General features: G+C 70.0%; 15 protein-coding genes. 9 read left to right on the top strand and 6 right to left on the bottom strand.

Features of this window, described 5'->3' with window-relative positions:
- The first annotated feature begins 40 nt into the window (after nucleotides 1–40).
- Genes HUA74_RS03605 through HUA74_RS03590 form a run of 4 tightly spaced genes read left to right on the top strand, consistent with a single transcriptional unit; the run spans nucleotide 41 to nucleotide 3831 of the window.
- Entirely contained in the window at nucleotides 41–1993 is a 1953-nt protein-coding gene (locus tag HUA74_RS03605) for a 3-oxoacyl-[acyl-carrier-protein] synthase III C-terminal domain-containing protein (RefSeq protein ID WP_254624876.1), read from the top strand.
- Entirely contained in the window at nucleotides 1990–2154 is a 165-nt protein-coding gene (locus HUA74_RS03600; protein ID WP_174453675.1) for a DUF2380 domain-containing protein, read from the top strand. Before HUA74_RS03605 ends, HUA74_RS03600 begins: the two co-directional genes overlap by 4 nt.
- Before the next feature lie 6 nt (nucleotides 2155–2160).
- Nucleotides 2161–2883: a double-CXXCG motif protein gene (locus tag HUA74_RS03595; RefSeq protein ID WP_174453418.1), complete on the top strand. Its 723-nt coding sequence runs from the start codon at nucleotides 2161–2163 to the stop codon at nucleotides 2881–2883.
- 21 nt (nucleotides 2884–2904) lie between these two features.
- Nucleotides 2905–3831: a hypothetical protein gene (locus HUA74_RS03590; protein WP_141645706.1), complete on the top strand. Its 927-nt coding sequence runs from the start codon at nucleotides 2905–2907 to the stop codon at nucleotides 3829–3831.
- A gap of 177 nt (nucleotides 3832–4008) precedes the next feature.
- Here the strand turns inward: HUA74_RS03590 and HUA74_RS03585 are convergent, their stop codons facing one another.
- Nucleotides 4009–4560: a hypothetical protein gene (locus tag HUA74_RS03585; protein WP_141645705.1), complete on the bottom strand. Its 552-nt coding sequence runs from the start codon at nucleotides 4558–4560 to the stop codon at nucleotides 4009–4011.
- A gap of 128 nt (nucleotides 4561–4688) precedes the next feature.
- Nucleotides 4689–4877 carry a hypothetical protein gene (locus tag HUA74_RS46770; protein ID WP_174461309.1) on the bottom strand — a complete coding sequence of 63 codons (189 nt, stop codon included), beginning with the start codon at nucleotides 4875–4877 and terminating at the stop codon, nucleotides 4689–4691.
- 93 nt (nucleotides 4878–4970) lie between these two features.
- Here HUA74_RS46770 and HUA74_RS03580 point away from each other — a divergent pair, with 93 nt between their 5' ends.
- Nucleotides 4971–5825 carry a DUF4157 domain-containing protein gene (locus HUA74_RS03580; protein ID WP_174453417.1) on the top strand — a complete coding sequence of 285 codons (855 nt, stop codon included), beginning with the start codon at nucleotides 4971–4973 and terminating at the stop codon, nucleotides 5823–5825.
- Nucleotides 5826–5850: 25 nt separating this feature from the next.
- Here HUA74_RS03580 and HUA74_RS03575 read toward each other — a convergent pair whose 3' ends face one another.
- From HUA74_RS03575 to xth, 4 genes are all read right to left on the bottom strand, one after another.
- Nucleotides 5851–6804 (bottom strand): alpha/beta hydrolase, encoded by a 954-nt coding sequence (locus HUA74_RS03575; protein WP_217443328.1) that lies wholly within the window; start codon nucleotides 6802–6804, stop codon nucleotides 5851–5853.
- A 304-nt stretch (nucleotides 6805–7108) separates the two neighbouring features.
- Complete coding sequence (locus tag HUA74_RS03570; protein ID WP_174453416.1) at nucleotides 7109–8281, bottom strand: threonine synthase; 1173 nt, start codon at nucleotides 8279–8281, stop codon at nucleotides 7109–7111.
- Nucleotides 8282–8351: 70 nt separating this feature from the next.
- Nucleotides 8352–9173 carry an alpha/beta hydrolase gene (locus HUA74_RS03565; RefSeq protein ID WP_254624929.1) on the bottom strand — a complete coding sequence of 274 codons (822 nt, stop codon included), beginning with the start codon at nucleotides 9171–9173 and terminating at the stop codon, nucleotides 8352–8354.
- Between the two features lie 58 nt (nucleotides 9174–9231).
- A complete protein-coding gene (xth, locus tag HUA74_RS03560) occupies nucleotides 9232–10002 on the bottom strand; it encodes an exodeoxyribonuclease III (RefSeq protein WP_141645701.1) in 771 nt (256 codons plus the stop codon).
- A 195-nt stretch (nucleotides 10003–10197) separates the two neighbouring features.
- Here xth and HUA74_RS03555 point away from each other — a divergent pair, with 195 nt between their 5' ends.
- From HUA74_RS03555 to HUA74_RS03540, 4 genes are all read left to right on the top strand, one after another.
- Nucleotides 10198–11259, top strand: coding sequence for a tetratricopeptide repeat protein (locus HUA74_RS03555; RefSeq protein WP_174453415.1), 1062 nt, complete (start codon nucleotides 10198–10200; stop codon nucleotides 11257–11259).
- A gap of 99 nt (nucleotides 11260–11358) precedes the next feature.
- On the top strand, nucleotides 11359–13977 hold the full coding sequence (locus HUA74_RS03550) for a penicillin-binding protein 1A (RefSeq protein ID WP_174453414.1): 2619 nt from the start codon (nucleotides 11359–11361) through the stop codon (nucleotides 13975–13977).
- Nucleotides 13974–15326: a VCBS repeat-containing protein gene (locus HUA74_RS03545; protein WP_174453413.1), complete on the top strand. Its 1353-nt coding sequence runs from the start codon at nucleotides 13974–13976 to the stop codon at nucleotides 15324–15326. Before HUA74_RS03550 ends, HUA74_RS03545 begins: the two co-directional genes overlap by 4 nt.
- On the top strand, nucleotides 15323–16696 hold the full coding sequence (locus HUA74_RS03540) for a peptide ABC transporter substrate-binding protein (RefSeq protein WP_174453412.1): 1374 nt from the start codon (nucleotides 15323–15325) through the stop codon (nucleotides 16694–16696). Before HUA74_RS03545 ends, HUA74_RS03540 begins: the two co-directional genes overlap by 4 nt.
- Nucleotides 16697–16725 lie beyond the last annotated feature (29 nt).

Genomic DNA, 16725 nt, shown 5'->3' with positions numbered 1-16725 from the left:
GCCACCTCCCCGGCACAGGAGCCCCAGGGACTCCCGTGGCATGACGACATATGGTCCGGCCATGCCCCACGACGCCTTCATCACGAGCCTCGGGAAGTTCCTGCCGGGCGAGCCCATCTCCAACGAGCAGATGGAGGACTATCTCGGCAAGGTTCGAGGACGTCCCTCCCGGGCCCGGGCCCGCGTCCTGTCGCAGAACGGCATCACCCAGCGCCACTACGCCATCGACCGTGAGCAGCGCAGCCTGTTCAGGAACTGGGACCTGGCGGTCCACGCAATCCATGATGCGCTGTCGCGCTCGCCCATTTCCCTGGGGGAGATGGACCTGCTGGTCACCGCGACCACGCAGGCGGACCTGGTGCTGCCCGGCTTCGCCAGCCAGGTGCACCGTGCGCTGGGCGGGCCCGCGTGCGAGGTGGCCTCGCTTCAGGGCATCTGCTCCAGCGGGATGCAGGCGCTACGGGCGGCCACCCTCCAGGTCGCCAGCGGAGAGGCTCGACGCGCCGTCGTCTGCGCCAGCGAGTTGGTGAGCCGGCTGCTGAAGGCCAGCCACTACGAGGAAGTCACGGGTGAGGACACCGTGCCGTTCGAGGCGGAGTTCCTGCGCTGGATGCTCTCCGACGGCGCGGGCGCCGCGGTGGTGCAGGACCGACCGCACCCCACCCGGCCCAGCCTCAAGGTGGAGTGGATGGACATCCGTTCCCATGCGAACCGGCACGAACTGGGCATGTACGTGGGAGCGAACCGAGGTGCCGATGGAGGCTTCGGGCCGGGGTGGATTGACTCGCCCACGTTCGCCGAGGCCGCCGCGTCGGGGGCCTTCAACATCAAGCAGGACATCCGCCGGCTGGAGTCGCTGGTAGGGCTGGGCGTGGATGGGTTCTTCGCGTTGATGGACCAGGGCCGGCTCAAGCCGGACGAGGTGGACTGGTTCTGCATCCACTACTCCTCGCACTTCTTCAAGCAGCCCATCGTCAAGCTGCTGGAGCGGGGCGGCGTGCGCATCCCCGAGGAGCGGTGGTTCACCAACCTCTCCACGCGCGGAAACACCGGCTGCGCGTCCATTTTCCTCATGCTGGAGGAGCTGGTGAACGAGGGCCGCGTGCGCCCGGGTCAGCGCATCTTCTGCATGGTCCCGGAGAGCGGCGGCTTCATCGCCTGCTATGCGATGCTCACTGTCGTTGCTCCGGGCCGGGCCGTCGTCCCCGACGTGGGCGTCACAACTCCGGCGGCCAACACGCAGAACATCGTGTCGGGCCCCGAGACACCGGCGAACGGAGCCACCGAGGAGCTGGGGCCGTTGCCCCTGAGCCCCAAGGAGGGCGGAGACCCGGTCCGAGAGAAGCTGGTGCGCGAGCTGACGCGTGTCTGGGTGGACTTCGAGGCGAAGCTCCAGCGTGTGCCGGTGCTCGACAAGCTGTCACGTGGCGTCTTCACGGTGGAGGACTACCGCGAGCTGCTCATCAACATGCGGCAGCAGGTGGTGGAGGGCTCGCGCTGGATTGCCCGCGCGGCGTCGAGCATCACCGCCGAGCATCTGGCGCTGCGCTCGTCCTTCATCCGCCACGCGCGGGATGAGCATCGGGACTACGAGATGCTGGAGCGGCACTATGTGTCGGTCGGTGGTACGCACGAGGCCATCACCCGCGCGCCTAAGAACATCGGCAGTGAGGCCTTGTCGGCGTGGATGTTCCACCGCGCCAGCCAGGAGAATCCGTTCGACCTGCTGGGCGCGATGTTCATCATCGAGGGCCTGGGCAGTCGCGTGGCGCGGCGCTGGGGCATGGCCATCCGGGAGCAGCTCTCGCTGGAGGACGAGCAGGTGCGCTTCTTCCTGTACCACGGCGACAACGACGCCACGCACCTGGACAGACTGGACGGAGCGCTCGGCTCGGGCATCCTCACCCCGGAGCTGGCCGCGCGCATCGTGAAGACGGCGAAGGTGACAGCACGCCTGTACCTGCTTCAGTTGGAGGAGCTGGGGAATGTCTGAGGCGTGGAGGGGGCGCGTGGAACGATGCGTGGCGTGACTTCAAGGAGCAGAACCCACGAGCCGCTCCTCCGGAGATCTTCAAGCACGCGGGGGAGCTCATTCATCGGTTCGACCTCGTCGGCGGCCCCATCCAGCCCTACTATTCCCGCCCGGGAGCGTGAAGACGGATGAGGCGTTTCTTCTGGGTGCGCGAGGACAAAGCGCTGAGGGCGAAGTACAGCGGAGACGTGGACGGCTGGCACAAGTGGGCCCTGCCCGGTGTGAGCTGCCACGACTGCGGCGCCAACTGGAGTGACGTGGGATACGAGTACCCCGCCGTTGACCTCTCGCGACTGCCAGAGCATCGGGAGTTCGAGAGGGCCAGGCCCGAGCCAATCCCCGAGTTCGCTCGACTGCGAGAATTGGTGCGCCCCCTTGCGCCGCCGCATGCATTGCTGCCCCCTGGAACAGGCTTCGGACCGCTGACGGGCAGGGCCAGCGGCCAGTTCGCTCGCATCTCCTGGGTGGCGGGGCTCAAGCCTCTCGTGCAGCGCGATGTCCTTGATGCGCTGGTCGCGGAACGGGTGCGTGGCTTGCTCGGTTGCCCCACCGAACTGCGCTTCCGAAGCAAGAACGGACCGGACCTCCTCGAGCTACAGGTCGAACCACACGGTCGACTTCATCCTGACTGCATTCCCCCAGAGGTACCTCCACCCTGCCCCACCTGCGGGCGACATGGATTCAGTCGCCCCGAGGACCCCATCCTCGACGCGGCTTCACTCCCGTCCGAGCTGGACCTGTTTCGCGTGGGGAACTTCGCCTCCATGGTCATCGGCACTGAGCATTTCAGGGAGACAGTCAGCAGGCTGGGTCTCGACGGTCTCATCTTCCGCGAGCTGCCCAGCCGCTAAGCTCCTTGCGAGAGGCACACCATGGACCCCATCGAGCTGCTGAACAATCAACCGCATGACCCGAGGGACCCGGACCCCTGGGTGGCGCTGTTCCTGGACCGCAGCCTGCCCATGCATGAGCGCACCAAGGCGGCCCTGCTCGTGGACCAGCGCTCGCGCTCGCGACAGTTCCTGCTGCCCGTCGTCCGGCCACTCGCCCGGATGTACATCGTCCTCTTCCAGGTGATGAAGATCTTCATCCCCAACCGCTTCACCTCGTCGAAGTGGCTGCACCGGCTGCTCGCCTGGGGCCTGCGCGTCTGGGTCAGCCCCGAGGCGAACTTCCTCATCCTGCGTCACTTCCACGTGGGCTCGGAGATTCTCGACTTCATCGCCCGGAACACGAAGGAGCTGAACGTCCCCACCAGCCCCATCCGTCCGACGAACCTGGAGCACGTCAAGGATGAGATCTTCCTCAACCACGACCTCAACCTCTTCAACTTCGTCATCCGCCTGAACCGCGCGCTCAGAGACCAGGGCAAGACGCTCACCCCTCCCACGCGGCTGGACTTCAGCGGCGTGTCGGACGAGTTCCCCCTGGAGGAGCTGCCCGACCGGTGGACGAACTTCCTCGACCTCCAGTCAGCGATTGAGGTCTTCACCCCCGTCTACCAACTGTTCCTCACCGACCGGGACTTCTGGCGCGCGAGCAACTCCCTGCAACTGGACGAGACCATCGCCATCTACGTGGCCACGCTGCTCCAGGCACCGGGACTCGTCGCGCTGGTGAACAACCGCCACCCCATGGTGCCCCTGACGACGCTGCGCGCGGGCTTCCGCCTCATGCTGCACGGCCTCTCCGCGGAGTCGCTCCACGCGTTCCTCGTGGAGTGCAAGCACGGCCGGATGCCCCAGCTCGCCCGAATCGTCGCGCCGAACTTCCAGCCCTCCTCACCCGAGGCGGCCTGAGGCCCCACGTCCGCGAACAACACGGCCGCTCGGAGGACAAGTGGAGAGAAGCCAACACGCCTCCTCCCCAAGTGGCACCGCGCCCGTCGCCTCGAGTGGCGTTTCCAGGGAACCTCGTGGCGGTGCCACTGAACCGGGAGCCCGCCGTGCATCACCCCACGGCGGGACTCCTGGGCGTCATCGCCGTGACGCCATCTTGCGAGCGCGACGCGCGGCAGGCGTGTTCGCCACGTACTGTTGCCCGCGACGCGACGCCATCCGCTTGCGGCGGTCCGTTGCCTGCTTCTGCCGCGCGCTGAGCCGGCCCCACGCCTCCTTCGGCAGGTAGCGAGCAGTGGTGGCCCCGCGACGCGCACGTGTGCCGCCGGTCCGAGTCCCCCACGCCTCGCGGGTCCACGCCACCATCGACTTCTGGGTGCCCGTCTTCCGGCCGCGATAGCCGCCCCCGGCCTTCTCGTACTCCGTCGCCAGAAGCTGCGCCTTGCGAGCGCTCCATTGGCCCGCGCGTCCGCCTCGGGTGCCCGCCATGAGGCGCTTCTTGATGCGCTCCCTCAGCGCGGGCCGCGTGTACCTGCTGCTGGCCGTGGTGACTCGGGCCCCCACGCGGCGCCGACTCGTCGCATTGACACGACGCGGCTTGGCGCGGCTCGTGCGGGAAACGGTCCGCTTCTTCCGGGGCGTCATCGTACGGGTGCGCGTCGAGGCGCGCGTGCTCTTCCTGGCGACCATCAAGTCCCTCCTCCCAGTGACTGGACTGCGCGCCACAGTTGGGGACGGCCGGAAGCACTCGCAATTACCCTCCTCGCCCACCTGCCCGCGACAACGAGGGCTTGCTCCCTCCGTTGCCCTCATCCATTTCAACTGGGATTGGATTCCGCGGGGCGGAAGAGCGCGCAAGCCCGCACCGGCTGCGGCGGATACTTCCCGGGCAACAGCGGGCACATGATGAAGACGGAGGTCCGCGTCTGGACATAGCGCGGGGGCGCCGCGCAGCGATGGCAGAGACTCTCCGGAAAAGGGAGGGACTCGGGCGGTGGCGTCGTCATGGACTCACACATCTCACAATTTGAGGAAACAAAGCGGAGGCAACTTCAGACAATTCAAATGACTCAGCCCCCCTCCCCAAGAGGAGTCACGCAATGGCCCCTGTTCGTATCGAGAAGCGTCAGCCTGTCTACCGCCGGCCCGAGGAAGAAGTAGCGCCCAAGCCGCAGGCGAAGCCGGTGGCGCAGGCGGTGACCCGGAACATCGTGGATGACTTCATTCCCTCCGTGCCCATCCCCGGCAAGGCGCTCCTCAAGAAGGTCCAGGATGCGGCCGACAAGGTCGAGGGTCAGGCGCTGACGGACGCGCAGAAGAAGGACTTGAAGGGCGTCTTCGGCGACAGCGTGGACCTGGACAAGGTCAGCGTGGTCAACGGCCCGGCAGCGCTCTTCGACAACCTCACGCGCTACACGCCCGCCTTTACGGTGGGGAACAAGATTCTCGTCAACCCGACGAAGCAGGACGGCTCGTCCAACTTCCCGCCCTCCAAGGACCTCCTCACCCACGAGGCCACCCACGTCTGGCAATACCAGAACCATGGCGCGGACTACGCGGCCAAGGCCCTGGTCGCCCAGAGCGCGGGGCAGGGCTACAACTGGGAAGAGGGCATCAAGTCCGGCAAGAAGTGGGGAGACCTCAACCCCGAGCAGCAGGGCGAGCTCATCCAGGACGCCGTCAAACAGGGCTACTTCGACGGCAAGCGCCCGTTCGTCGGCGAAGGCGGCAAGGACCACACCGCCTACCTCGACGACGCGGTGAAGCAACTGCGCGAGGGCAAGGGCGACCCGAACTGGGACTTCTCCAAGGCCACGGGGGAGTTGAAGGAGCTCAAGGACAAGGTTGTCGACGGCGTGAAGGACGCGGGCAAGGAGGTCTGGGACAACGTGACGGAGCCCTTCAAGCGCGCCAAGGATGGCCTCCTGGACTGGGTTCGTCCGAAGTGGCTGTGAGCTGAACGGAAGCCCCGCCCGTGAGTCACTCCGCGCTCACGGGCGCGGTCGTCTCGCGAAGCCATTGCGCGGCGACGCGGAGGACGTCGGCGGGAAGGGAGTGGCCGCCCGCGAACTCGTGGTAGCGCACGTCGAAGCCCGCGGCGCCCAGCTCGGCGACGATGCGCCGGCCCGCCTGCTCGACGGGGAGCACCGCGTCCTTGTCCCCGTGGGAGATGAAGACGCGCGGCACACCCCGAGGCTCCGCCGCGTGAACGAACCCGGGTGAGAAGGCGAGGATGCGCGGGAACAGGTCTCCGTTGAGGATGCCGAGCGCCAGCGCATACGACGCCCCATCCGAGAAGCCCGCGACGGAGAGATGTTCCTTCGCCACGGCATAGCGCGCGAAGACATGGGCCAGGGCCCGGTCGAGGAATGCCAGGTCCGCGCCCGGGGTGGCCAGCTTGTGGTCCCACGTCACGCCTCGCGACTCCGGTATCAACAGGATGAGGCCTTCGGCCTCCGCGAACGCCTGCATCGCCTCCAGCATCTGTCCCGCGTTTCCCCTCGCGCCGTGCAACACCAGCATCAGCGCCGCGGGCTGCTCCGGACGATAGGAGCGAGGCACGTAGAGCAGTCCGTCCCGCGCGCCACCGAGGCCCAGCGGATGCAGCCCCAGCGGCCCTGGCTCGGTGGTCGCCGCATGGGGTCGGGCGTGCACGCGGCCATCCGAGGCCACGGTGGGCGTTTCAGGGGCCTGTGGCGGTGGGGCCGTGCGCGAGGCCGTGGGTGAGGTCGCGCAGTGGGTGAGGCACAGGGCCAGTACTCCACCCACGAAGACACGCACCCGCCGCCCCGAGTCCCCCCGAACCTCCCGGCGCACCTTCGCGCGGCCGGTGCCCTCACACAGGAGGGCGGGCTCTCCGGGCGAGGGACTGCTCGCGCTGGAGGAAACATCGCGGGGTGCGGCTCTCAGCGGGCGGCGCGGGACATGATTCAAGGGAGACTCCTCACCGTTCGAGGCGCACCCGTGGCGCGTCACGAGTCGAGCGTGGCTTCTATTGAGCGCACTCCCCATCTTGGGCCACCCGCGGCGCTTCCTGCACGGGTGCTCGCCGTTCGAGTGGCGCATCGAGCGCGTCGCTCATCATGGGCGCCACACCGCGATTCAGGTGCGACTTGTTGCCTCTTGAGGGACTCGGCCAGGCTTGACGCACCGCACCTTGTCGCGAGGCCCGCTTGGGAATCGCGGCGCACCTCGACGAAGGAGGCGACACCGCTGTCGACGGGGCTCGTGGCCGCGCTCACCAGAGCGGGGCCATGTTCTCCACGTACTTGAAGCCCGTGCCCGTGTTGAAGACCACCACGGATTCGTCCGGCGCCACCTGGCCCGCGGACTGGAGCTTGCGCAGCGCGGCCACGCAGGCCCCGCCCTCGGGCGCCGCGAAGAGTCCCTCGGAGGCCGCGAGCTCCTTCGTGCCCTGCACGATTTCCTCCTCGGTGACGGAGATGGCCGTCCCTCCGCTGGCCTTCACGGCGCGGAGGATGAGGAAGTCGCCCAGCGCCTTCGGCACGCGAAGGCCGTGCGCGTGCGTCGTCGCCCCGGGCCACATGGGCGCATCCGGCTGACCTTCCGCATGCGCCTTCACGATGGGCGCGCAGCCCTCCGCCTGCACCGCGACCATCCGGGGACGCTTCGAGCCGATGAGCCCCATGGTCTCCATCTCCTCGAACGCCTTCCACATGCCGATGAGTCCGGTGCCTCCGCCCGTCGGGTAGAGGATGACGTCCGGCAGCGTCCAATCCAGTTGCTCCGCCAGCTCGTAGCCCATCGTCTTCTTGCCCTCCACGCGGTAGGGCTCCTTCAGCGTGGCGCACTCGTACCAGCCATGCTCACGCGCGAGGCTGGCGCACACCCTGCCCGCGTCGGTGATGAGGCCGTCCACCGTCTCGACGTGCGCGCCGTAGGCACGGGTCTCCATGAGGAAGAGGCTCGCGATGTCCTTGGGCACGAAGACGTGCGCCTCCAGGCCACCCCGCGCCGCATAGGCCGCCAGCGCGCTCCCGGCGTTGCCCGCGGAGGGCAGGCACACCGCCTTCGCCCCCAGCACCTTCGCCATGGACACCGCCGCCGACAGGCCGCGCGCCTTGAACGAGCCGGTGGGATTTCCGCCCTCGTCCTTCACCATGACGCGCTTCAGCCCCAGCCACTCCGACAGGCGCGGCGCATGGAGCAGCGGCGTGTAGCCTTCGCCCAGGCTGAGCCGCTGCGCGGGGTCCTCCACGGGCATCACCTCGTGATAGCGCCACATGGAGCGCTCCCGCGTCGCCAGGGCCTCGGGCCGAAGCGTCTTCGCCGCGCGCTCCAGGTCGTAGCGCGCGAAGAGGGGAGCACTGCAGGACGTGCACAGGTTCAGCACGGAGCCCGGCGCAAACGTCCGGTCGCACTTCGTACAGTCGAGTCGGATGACGGGCATGGGGCTCCGACTCTAATCCAGGCCGGGTGTGAAGGCTGGGCGCTCTCTGCTGTCCCCCGCGACGACGGCCCTACCGCGCGGTCTCGGCGGCCACGGGAGGCAGCCACTTGCGCAGCAAAGCCGGCGCGGTGGACCGGTAGATGTTGTCGTGGCGGAGGTCCGGCCGAGGCTCGACCTCCCACTTCAAGCCCGTGGGCGCGCTCACCCGGAGGACCTCGCGCAGCCGCTCGACGGCGGGGACGATGTCATCCACCTCGTTCGCGGAGGACACGTACAGCGCGGCCTTCAGGTCCGAGCGCGCCGTGAGTCGCTCACCCGCCTGACGCACCAGCGACTCCGCGTTCCACCAGATGCTGGGGCTCAGCGCGAGGTACGTGCCGAACAGCTCCGGCTCCAGGAAGAACGTCTCCACGATGAACAGTCCCGCGAGCGATTCCCCGATGATGGCCCGCTCCTCCGTCACGCGATAGCGCTGGCGGACCTCCGGCATCAGCTCGTCGCGAAAGAACGCCCGGAACGCGTCCGAGCCTCCCGAGATGGGCGCGGCCTCCTTGTCGGTGGCCACCGTGGTGGGCCCCGTCATGTCGCGCCGCCGCACCGTGTTCTCGACGCCCACCACGAGCAGCGGCCGCAGCTCGCCCGCGCGAATGGCCGCGTCCACGGCGGAGGCGACGTGCGGGAAGTCCTCCTTGAGCCCACCGTCGGGCATGTAGAGCACCGGGAAGCGCGTGTCCTTCGCCGCGTCGTAGCCAGGAGGCGTGTAGACGGCGATGTGGCGGACCTCCTTCAGCTTCGCGGACTCCAGCGTGAAGGTCTGGTGCGCGGGCACGGGCTCGGGCGCCTCCGCGGCCTCGGGCGGCTTGCCCGCGGACGCACAGCCCACGAGGAACATCCCCAGCCCCACGCACACCATCGGCCATCGCAGCTGAATCACGGCTGTCCTCCCCACTTCAGTCCCGCAGTTCCAACCACACCGGCGCATGGTCCGAGGGCTGCTTGCCCTTGCGCGCCTCGCGGTCCGTGTCCGAGCCCGTCAGCCTGGGCACCAGCGGCGCCGACACGTAGAGGTGGTCGATGCGCAGCCCCAGGTTCTTCGGGAAGCCGAGCATCCGGTAGTCCCACCACGAGAAGCGCTGCGTGTCCGGGTACAGCTTCCGGTACGCATCCGTCAGTCCGAACGCGCGCAGCCGCTGGAGCGCATCCCGCTCCTTCAGCGTGAAGAGCGTCTGGCCCTCCCACAGCTTCGGGTCGTAGGTGTCGATGTCCTCGGGCGCCACGTTCCAGTCGCCGCCGAGCACCAGCGCCTCGTCGGGCTTGTGCCGCGTGTCCAGGTAGCGCCGCAGGCGTCCGTACCACTCGAGCTTGTACTCGTACTGGGGCGAGTCCACCGTCTGGCCATTGGGCGCGTACGCGCTCACCACGCGGATGCCGGCCACCGTCGCGGCGATGAGGCGCGCATGCGTGTCATCCACGCCGTCCGACAGCCCCTTCACCACGTCGCGTGGCTCCTCCTTCGCGAGGATGGCCACGCCGTTGTAGGTCTTCTGCCCGTGGACCGCCGCGTGGTAGCCGGCGTCGCGCACGGCCTCCATCGGGAAGTCGTCCTCCGTGCACTTCAGCTCCTGAAGGCAGAGGATGTCCGGCTGCGCGCTCTTCAGCCACTCGAGCAGCCGCTCCTGACGGGCCCTCACCGAGTTCACGTTCCAGGTGGCGATTTTCATCGCGGGCACCGTCGCACGACACCCACGCCCCCGCCACGGTTTTCCCCTCGCGTGCGGCCCCAGGGACACACCCTGTCTCATGCCCTCGGGGCAGGCCCCTGGCACGGCCATCGCAATAGCCCCGGGTGGGAGGACGCCCACAGGTGTCCGCCCGGAGCGTCCTTCTCGGACGCCCCGCCTGGAGTCGAGGTCGCCATGAGCCCGAGGACGAGGAAGGCCACCCGCCGCACCCTGGGTTTCACCCTGCCCCCCGCGCTGAAGAAGTCCCTGCTGCCCACCTGCCTCGCCGCGCTCGGCCTGGCCGCGTGGAGCGACGTGCCTCTGCCGGCCACGTGGCGCCCGTGGCTCGCCCTCGCCGACCAGCACGCGGCGCGCACCCGCGACACGGGCACGGGCCCTGAGGCGGTCCAGGGCTTCACCGAGGCTCCCCTCCCCATTCCCCTCGCCCCGCCGGAAGGCCCGAGCCCCACCGTCGGGCAGCCTCCCCGCCCGGCGCCCGAGGATGTCCTGGCGCTCACCCACGAGCACGGTCGACGCGTGGACCACCTGGGCCGCGCGCGCTCCCTGCGCGAGCTGGGCGACGTGTCCGGCGCCCTCACCGAGGTGCGTCGCGCGCTGCATGACGACCCGGCCGACACGGACGCGCTGACGCTGGCCGCCCGGCTCGCCCGCCTCCAGGGCCAGTCCGACGTCGCGCTGCTGGCGTACGCGCGGCTGGGAAGCCTGGTGCCCGAGGACGCGGGGGCCCTCATCCAGCAGGCCCGACTGCTCGTGTCCCTGGGGCGCCACGGGGAGGCGGTGCGCGTGGGCGAGGAGGCGGTGCTGCGCGCTCCGGAGGACGCGGAGGCATACCAGGTGCTCGGCCGCGCGCACCTGGTGGGCGGGGAGCTGGCGTCGGCCATCCTCCGCTTCCAGCAGGCCGTGCACCTGGACCCCGAGCATGGCTACGCGCTCAACAACCTGGGCTTCGCGTACCTGCGCGCGGGAGAGAACGCGAAGGCCGCCGAGGTGCTCACGCAAGCCGCGGAGCTGCTGCCGAACGTGGCCTACGTGCACAACAACCTCGGCGTGGCGTGGGAGCGACTGGGCCGCAAGGAAGAGGCCCGCGCCGCGTACGGCACCGCCACCCGGCTGTCCCCGCGCTACGTCCAGGCCCGCGTCAACGCGGACCGCCTGAGCCGCGTGGCCCAGGTGGACCTGGACTCGCCCGAGCCTCGGGCACGGGAGGTGCTCTCCCCGATGCCCGAAACGCCGTAGCGCTCCCCTGCCTGGAGGCCAGCCTCCGGGTGCGGCCCGGTCCGATTCCCGAATTCAAAATCCGACTTGGTCTAACGTGCAGCCCCCGTCGAGAAGCACATGACCCTGGCCCCTGTGATGCCCACTCCGCCCGAAGCTCCCCCGCCTCCCGTCCCGGCGCCCGCGCCCCTTCCGCCCCGCCCCGGGTTTGGCGCGCGCCTCTGGAAGTGGACCCGGCGGCTGCTCATCACCGGCGCCGTGGGCCTGCTGCTCGTCGTGCTGGTCGGCGTGGGGGCGTACGTCTACTACAGCCGGGATTTGCCCTCGGTGGACGCGCTCCAGCACTACGAGCTGCCCCAGGTCACCAAGGTGACGTGCGCGGACGGGAGCATCTGCGCCGAGTACGCGCATGAGAAGCGCACCGTGGTGCGCGTCGCGGACCTGCCGCCCCATGTCCGCGATGCCTTCCTGGCCGCCGAGGACGCGGACTTCTACAAGCACGTGGGCCTGGACCCGTTCGGCATCGCCCGCGCCGCCATCAAGAACCTCATCCCCGGCAGCCGCAAGTCCGGCGCGTCCACGATTACGCAGCAGGTGGTGAAGAACCTGCTGCTCACGCCCGAGCGCAGCCTGTCGCGCAAGATTCGCGAGTGGATCCTCACCCCGCGCGTCGAGGAGGCGCTCACCAAGGACCAGATTCTCGGCCTCTACATCAACCAGTCCTATTACGGGAAGCGCCGCTACGGCGTGGAGGAGGCCGCGCTCTATTACTTTGGCAAGCACGCCAAGGAGTTGAACGTGGGCGAGGCCGCGGTGCTGGCGGGCACGGTGCAGATTCCCCACCGCATCAACCCGGAGACGAACATGACGCGGGCGAAGTCGCGTCAGCGGTACGTGCTCGGGCAGATGGCCAACCACGGCTTCGTGCCGCGCGACGTGGCGGAAGCGGAGCTGGACAAGCCCATCGTCCTGGCCCCGCGCCCCGAGCGGGGCGTGGGCCCGTACTACGCGGAGGAAATTCGTCGCACGCTCATCGAGCGCTATGGCGAGCACGCGGTGATGAATGGTGGCCTGCGGGTGGACATCGCCATGGTGCCCAAGCTCCAGGTCGCCGCCGAGCAGGCCGTGCGTGAAGGCCTGGAGGCCGTGGACAGGCGCCAGGGCTACCGGGGTCCGCGAGGCACGCTGGAGGATGAGAAGTGGGCTCGCCTGCGCGGCATGGTCGCCACGCGCATCGAGGAGGCGGGCCGCCGACTGAAGGACCAGGGCTACGTGGCGGACCTGGCGCCTCTCGCGCAGGAGGAGAAGGCGGCGACGCCGGAGCCGAAGGTGGAGACCGAGGAGGATGGCGCGGAGGAGCAGCGCCCGGACCTCACGCCCGAGGACGAGGCCCCTCCCTCCGAGGAGGAGCTGATGGTGCGCGCCGTGCTGCTGAAGCCCCTGTCGGAAGGGCTGCGGTTGACGGGCTACGTGACCGAGCTGGACGAGAAGCGGAACGTGGCGCGCGTGGACCTGGTGGGCCGCACCGCGGAGATTGCGTACTCCACCGTCACCTGGGCCCGACAGAAGGGCAAGGGCGCCCCCAAGAACATCTCGGACGTGTTCGCCAAGGGGCAGCTCGTCTACGTGCGCATCCTGAAGGCGCCTCCCGCGCCGGCGTTCGTGGAGGCCACGCTGGACCAGGTGCCGCTCGTGCAAGGTGGCCTCGTGGTCATCCGCCCGGAGAACCGCAACGTGGTGGCGCTGGTGGGCGGGTATGACGCCGCGCGCTCGTCGTTCAACCGCGCGACGCAGGCCAGGCGTCAGCCGGGCTCGTCCTTCAAGCCCTTCCTCTACGCCGCGGCGCTGGGCAGCGGACGCTACACGCCGCTGTCTCAAGTGAACGACGCGCCGGAGTCCATCCGGGACCCGTACACGGGCAAGGCGTGGAAGCCGCAGAACTACGACCGGCGGTTCGAAGGGCCGATGACGCTGCGCACGGCCCTCACCAAGTCGAAGAACACGGTGTCCGTGCGCCTCATCGAGGCGCTCACGCCCCCCACCGTCATCGACTTCGCGCGACGGGCGGGCATCCACTCGCCGATGCCGGAGAACCTGACGCTGGCGCTGGGCACCGGCGAGGTGACGATGCTGGAGGCGGTGAACGCCTACTCCACGCTCCAGGCGAATGGCCGCTACGCGGAGCCGCTCATGCTGCTGCGCGTGCGCGACTCGCGCGGCAAGGTGTTGGAGGAGCATCAGCCAGCCTTCGAGGAGACGCTTTCTCCCGCCGTCGCGTACCTCACCACGTCCCTGATGCGCAGCGTGGTGGAGGAAGGCACGGCCAAGGCCGTGCGCGAGCTGAATCGCCCCGCCGCTGGCAAGACGGGCACCACGCAGGAGTCCAAGGACACGTGGTTCTCCGGCTACACGGTGGACTGGGTGGCCAGCGCGTGGGTGGGCTTCGACAACAATTCGCCGCTGGGGAGCAGCGAGACGGGTGGTCGCGCCGCGCTGCCCATCTGGCTCCAGTTCATGCGCGTGGCCCACGAGGGCCTGCCCGCGCGCGACTTCGAGGTGCCCGCCGGCATCCTCCAGGTTCGCATCGACCCCGCCACCGGGCTGCTGGCTGGCGCCTCCGTCCCAGGCCGGTTGGAGCCGTTCCTCGAGGGCACCCAGCCCACCGCCGAGGCCCCGCCTCCGGGCCAGGTGACGACCGACGAGTTCTTCCTCAACGAAGGCAACAGGAAGGGTCTGTGAGCCGAGCCCGGGTCCTCGCACCGCTGCTTTTCGCCTTCGCGGCCAGTGCCGCATCGCAGACTTCCCCCGACGAAACCGCCTCGGCCGTCCAGCGACTCGCGCGGGAGCTGTCCGCCTCCGTGCGCGCCCTGCCCGCCGAGGCGCCCGTGGCGCTGTACTTCTCGGGAGGCTCGGCCGAGCTGCGACGCGCCGTCGGCAGCGTGCTCGCGGCGCGACTGTCGGCGGAGGGATTGGCGCCCACCGTGGTGGACGCCGCGAGCGCCGAGGCCGCCGAGGGCGTGGCGCGCGCGCAGGGGGCGCGCACGCTGGTGAGGCTGACGCTGGATGTGGAGGCAGGCGCCTTGCGGGCCCGTGGGGACGCGCTGGGCACGTGGGTCAACTTCTGGTCGGGCCGCGCGCCGACACGCCCCGCTCGGCCGGCGGGCGCGCTCGTCGAGTCGGTGGACGCGGACGCGGAGGTGCTCGCCCTGGCCTCGGTGGCCCCCTCGACGACGTCGCCTCCCACGAGTGGTCCTCGGGGCATCCGACTTCTGGGTGCGACGCTGGTCCGGCTGGAGCAGCCCGTGGCGGCGCTCGCGGCGGGAGACCTGGACGGGGATGGCCGCGACGAAATCGCGGTGCTGACGGAGGCGGACGTGTCCGTCTTCGCGGCGGATGGACGGCTGCTGGCCCGCAGGGAGCTGGGCGCACTGCCCTTCGGCAACGCCGCCACGCGGGAGCCCTTTGGCGCGCTGGCCGTGCTGTCGGGGCCACCCCGGCTGGCCGCGTGGAGTACGCGTCGCGCGCACGGAGAAGTGCTCGTGCTGGAGAAGGGTCGAAGCACGCTGCGGCCCGTGGGCACGCTGGACAGCGCGCCGCTGGGGCCCGTGGAGCGAGGAAGCTTCGTCCCCGGGCAGACCGCGTTCCAGGCCGAGGTGCGGCTCGCGGACGGCAAGCCCGTGACACCCTCCGCGCCCTTCACCACCGCGAGCCTCGCGCCGCCGAGGATGCTCTTCGTGCACGCGGATGGAACCGGCTCACTCTATCCGCGCGCGGGTGCGGCGCCGACGCGGCTGAGCGCGCTGGGCGCGGGCAGTGCCCTGGGCGACCTGGACGGAGACGGCACGCCGGAGCTGATCACCACGTCCACCCTGCTCCAGCCTTCACCGGACGTGCTCCGCGTCCACTCCCTCAACGGAGGAGACCCCACGGTGCACGAGCCGCTGTGGCAGGGCGCGCTGCCCGCGGGGCGCGCGTTGTTCGTGGTGACGGCCAACCTGGATGGCGACGAGCGCCGTGAAGTGGTCGTGGGCCTGTGGAAGCCGGATGGCACCGGTGAGCTGTTCCTCCTTCGCCAGGGTGCTCCATGAAGTCCCGTCGCATCGCCCTCGCCAGTCTCGTGCTCCTGGGCTCCGCGTCCGCGCTCGCGGCCGGACGGCCCCGTTATGGCGGAGAGCTGCGCGTGGCCCATGCCGGGCCGCCCGAGATTGGAGAGCCCGCGCTCGCCGACACTCCTCTCGAAGCCACGCTGCTGGGGCTGTTGTCCCGGCCTGTCTGCGCTGTGACACCGGAAGGCGAGGCGCGCCCCACGCTGGCCCGTGAGTTGTCGCGCCCTACTCCGCAATCCGCGCGGGTGATGCTCCCCAATGCCGCCACGGCGGGTGCCCTGGCGCGTGCGTGGATGCGACTGTCCAGCACCGAAGGGGCTTCGCCCTACCGCGCCCTGCTCTATCCGCTGCGCGGCGAGGGACGGCAGGTCAACGCGAGCGGTGCCTCGCTGGAGCTCGCGCTCTCGTTTCCGTGGCCCGATTTGGAGCGCGCGCTGTGCCACCCGGCCCTGGCCGCGCCCGTGGCCTCGTCGACTCCGGGCCCGTTCTCCTCGGCGGGGCGCGGGACGCTGGATGCGCAGCTCGGCTGGCCACGTGGGCGCCCGTACCTGGACCGGCTGCTGCTCACCTCCACGGATGAGCGGGGACTGGCCCGGCTCTGGTCCACCCGGCAGGCACAGTTGGAGCTGGGGGTCGCCTCGGAGACGGACAACGCGTCGGGCGCACTGCTCTACGCCACTTATCTCGCCTTCTCGCCCCGGCGCGTTCCGGCGGACTTCCGGCAGGCAGTGGAGAGCTCCATCGACCGCGAGGACCTCACGCGCCTCTTCGTGCGCGGCCCGGCGGTGCCCATGCCGCACCTGCTGCCACCCGCGCTGATGCAACAGGGGCCCAAGCCTCGCCCGGCGGCGCCCGCATCGGGTCCGGCGCGCACGGTGACGCTCGTCTACGACGCGGCGCTGGAGGACCAGCGCGCGGTGGCCGAGCGCATCCAGGTGAAGCTGCACGAGCGGGGCTACACCGTGGCCCTGGAGCCCCTCACGCGCTCCGCGCTGCGCGCCCGTTGGGCCAAGGGCGACTTCGAGCTGATGCTGCACGCGCTGCTCCTTCCGCCTGTTCCTGGCCCCGCCCTGGCGGTGGTGCTGGACGCGGGGGGGCGCAAGGACCTGCTGGGCGTGGAGCTGCCCGCAATCGGCGCGCTGTCGGACGCGGCGGCGCGGGATGCTCGGGTTCGCGAGCGGGCCCTGGCGCTCGCCGCATCGCTGCCCTTGCTCCCGCTGTACGCGCAAGGGCTCGGGCTGCGCGTGGTGCCGGAAGTGGGCGGACTGGTGATGGATGCGCAGGGCCTGCCCATGCTGGACGGCGCCTTCATTCTTCCACCCGAGGGAGCGGGGACCGGGGGGCGTCCATGACGCGCGCGAGGGAGGGCGTCGAGGACCGC

Source organism: Myxococcus sp. CA051A (assembly GCF_013336705.1).
Taxonomy (GTDB): domain Bacteria; phylum Myxococcota; class Myxococcia; order Myxococcales; family Myxococcaceae; genus Myxococcus; species Myxococcus llanfairpwllgwyngyllgogerychwyrndrobwllllantysiliogogogochensis.
The sequence above is the reverse complement of the archived record's forward strand: the minus strand, read 5'-3'. Positions and strand labels throughout refer to the sequence as shown.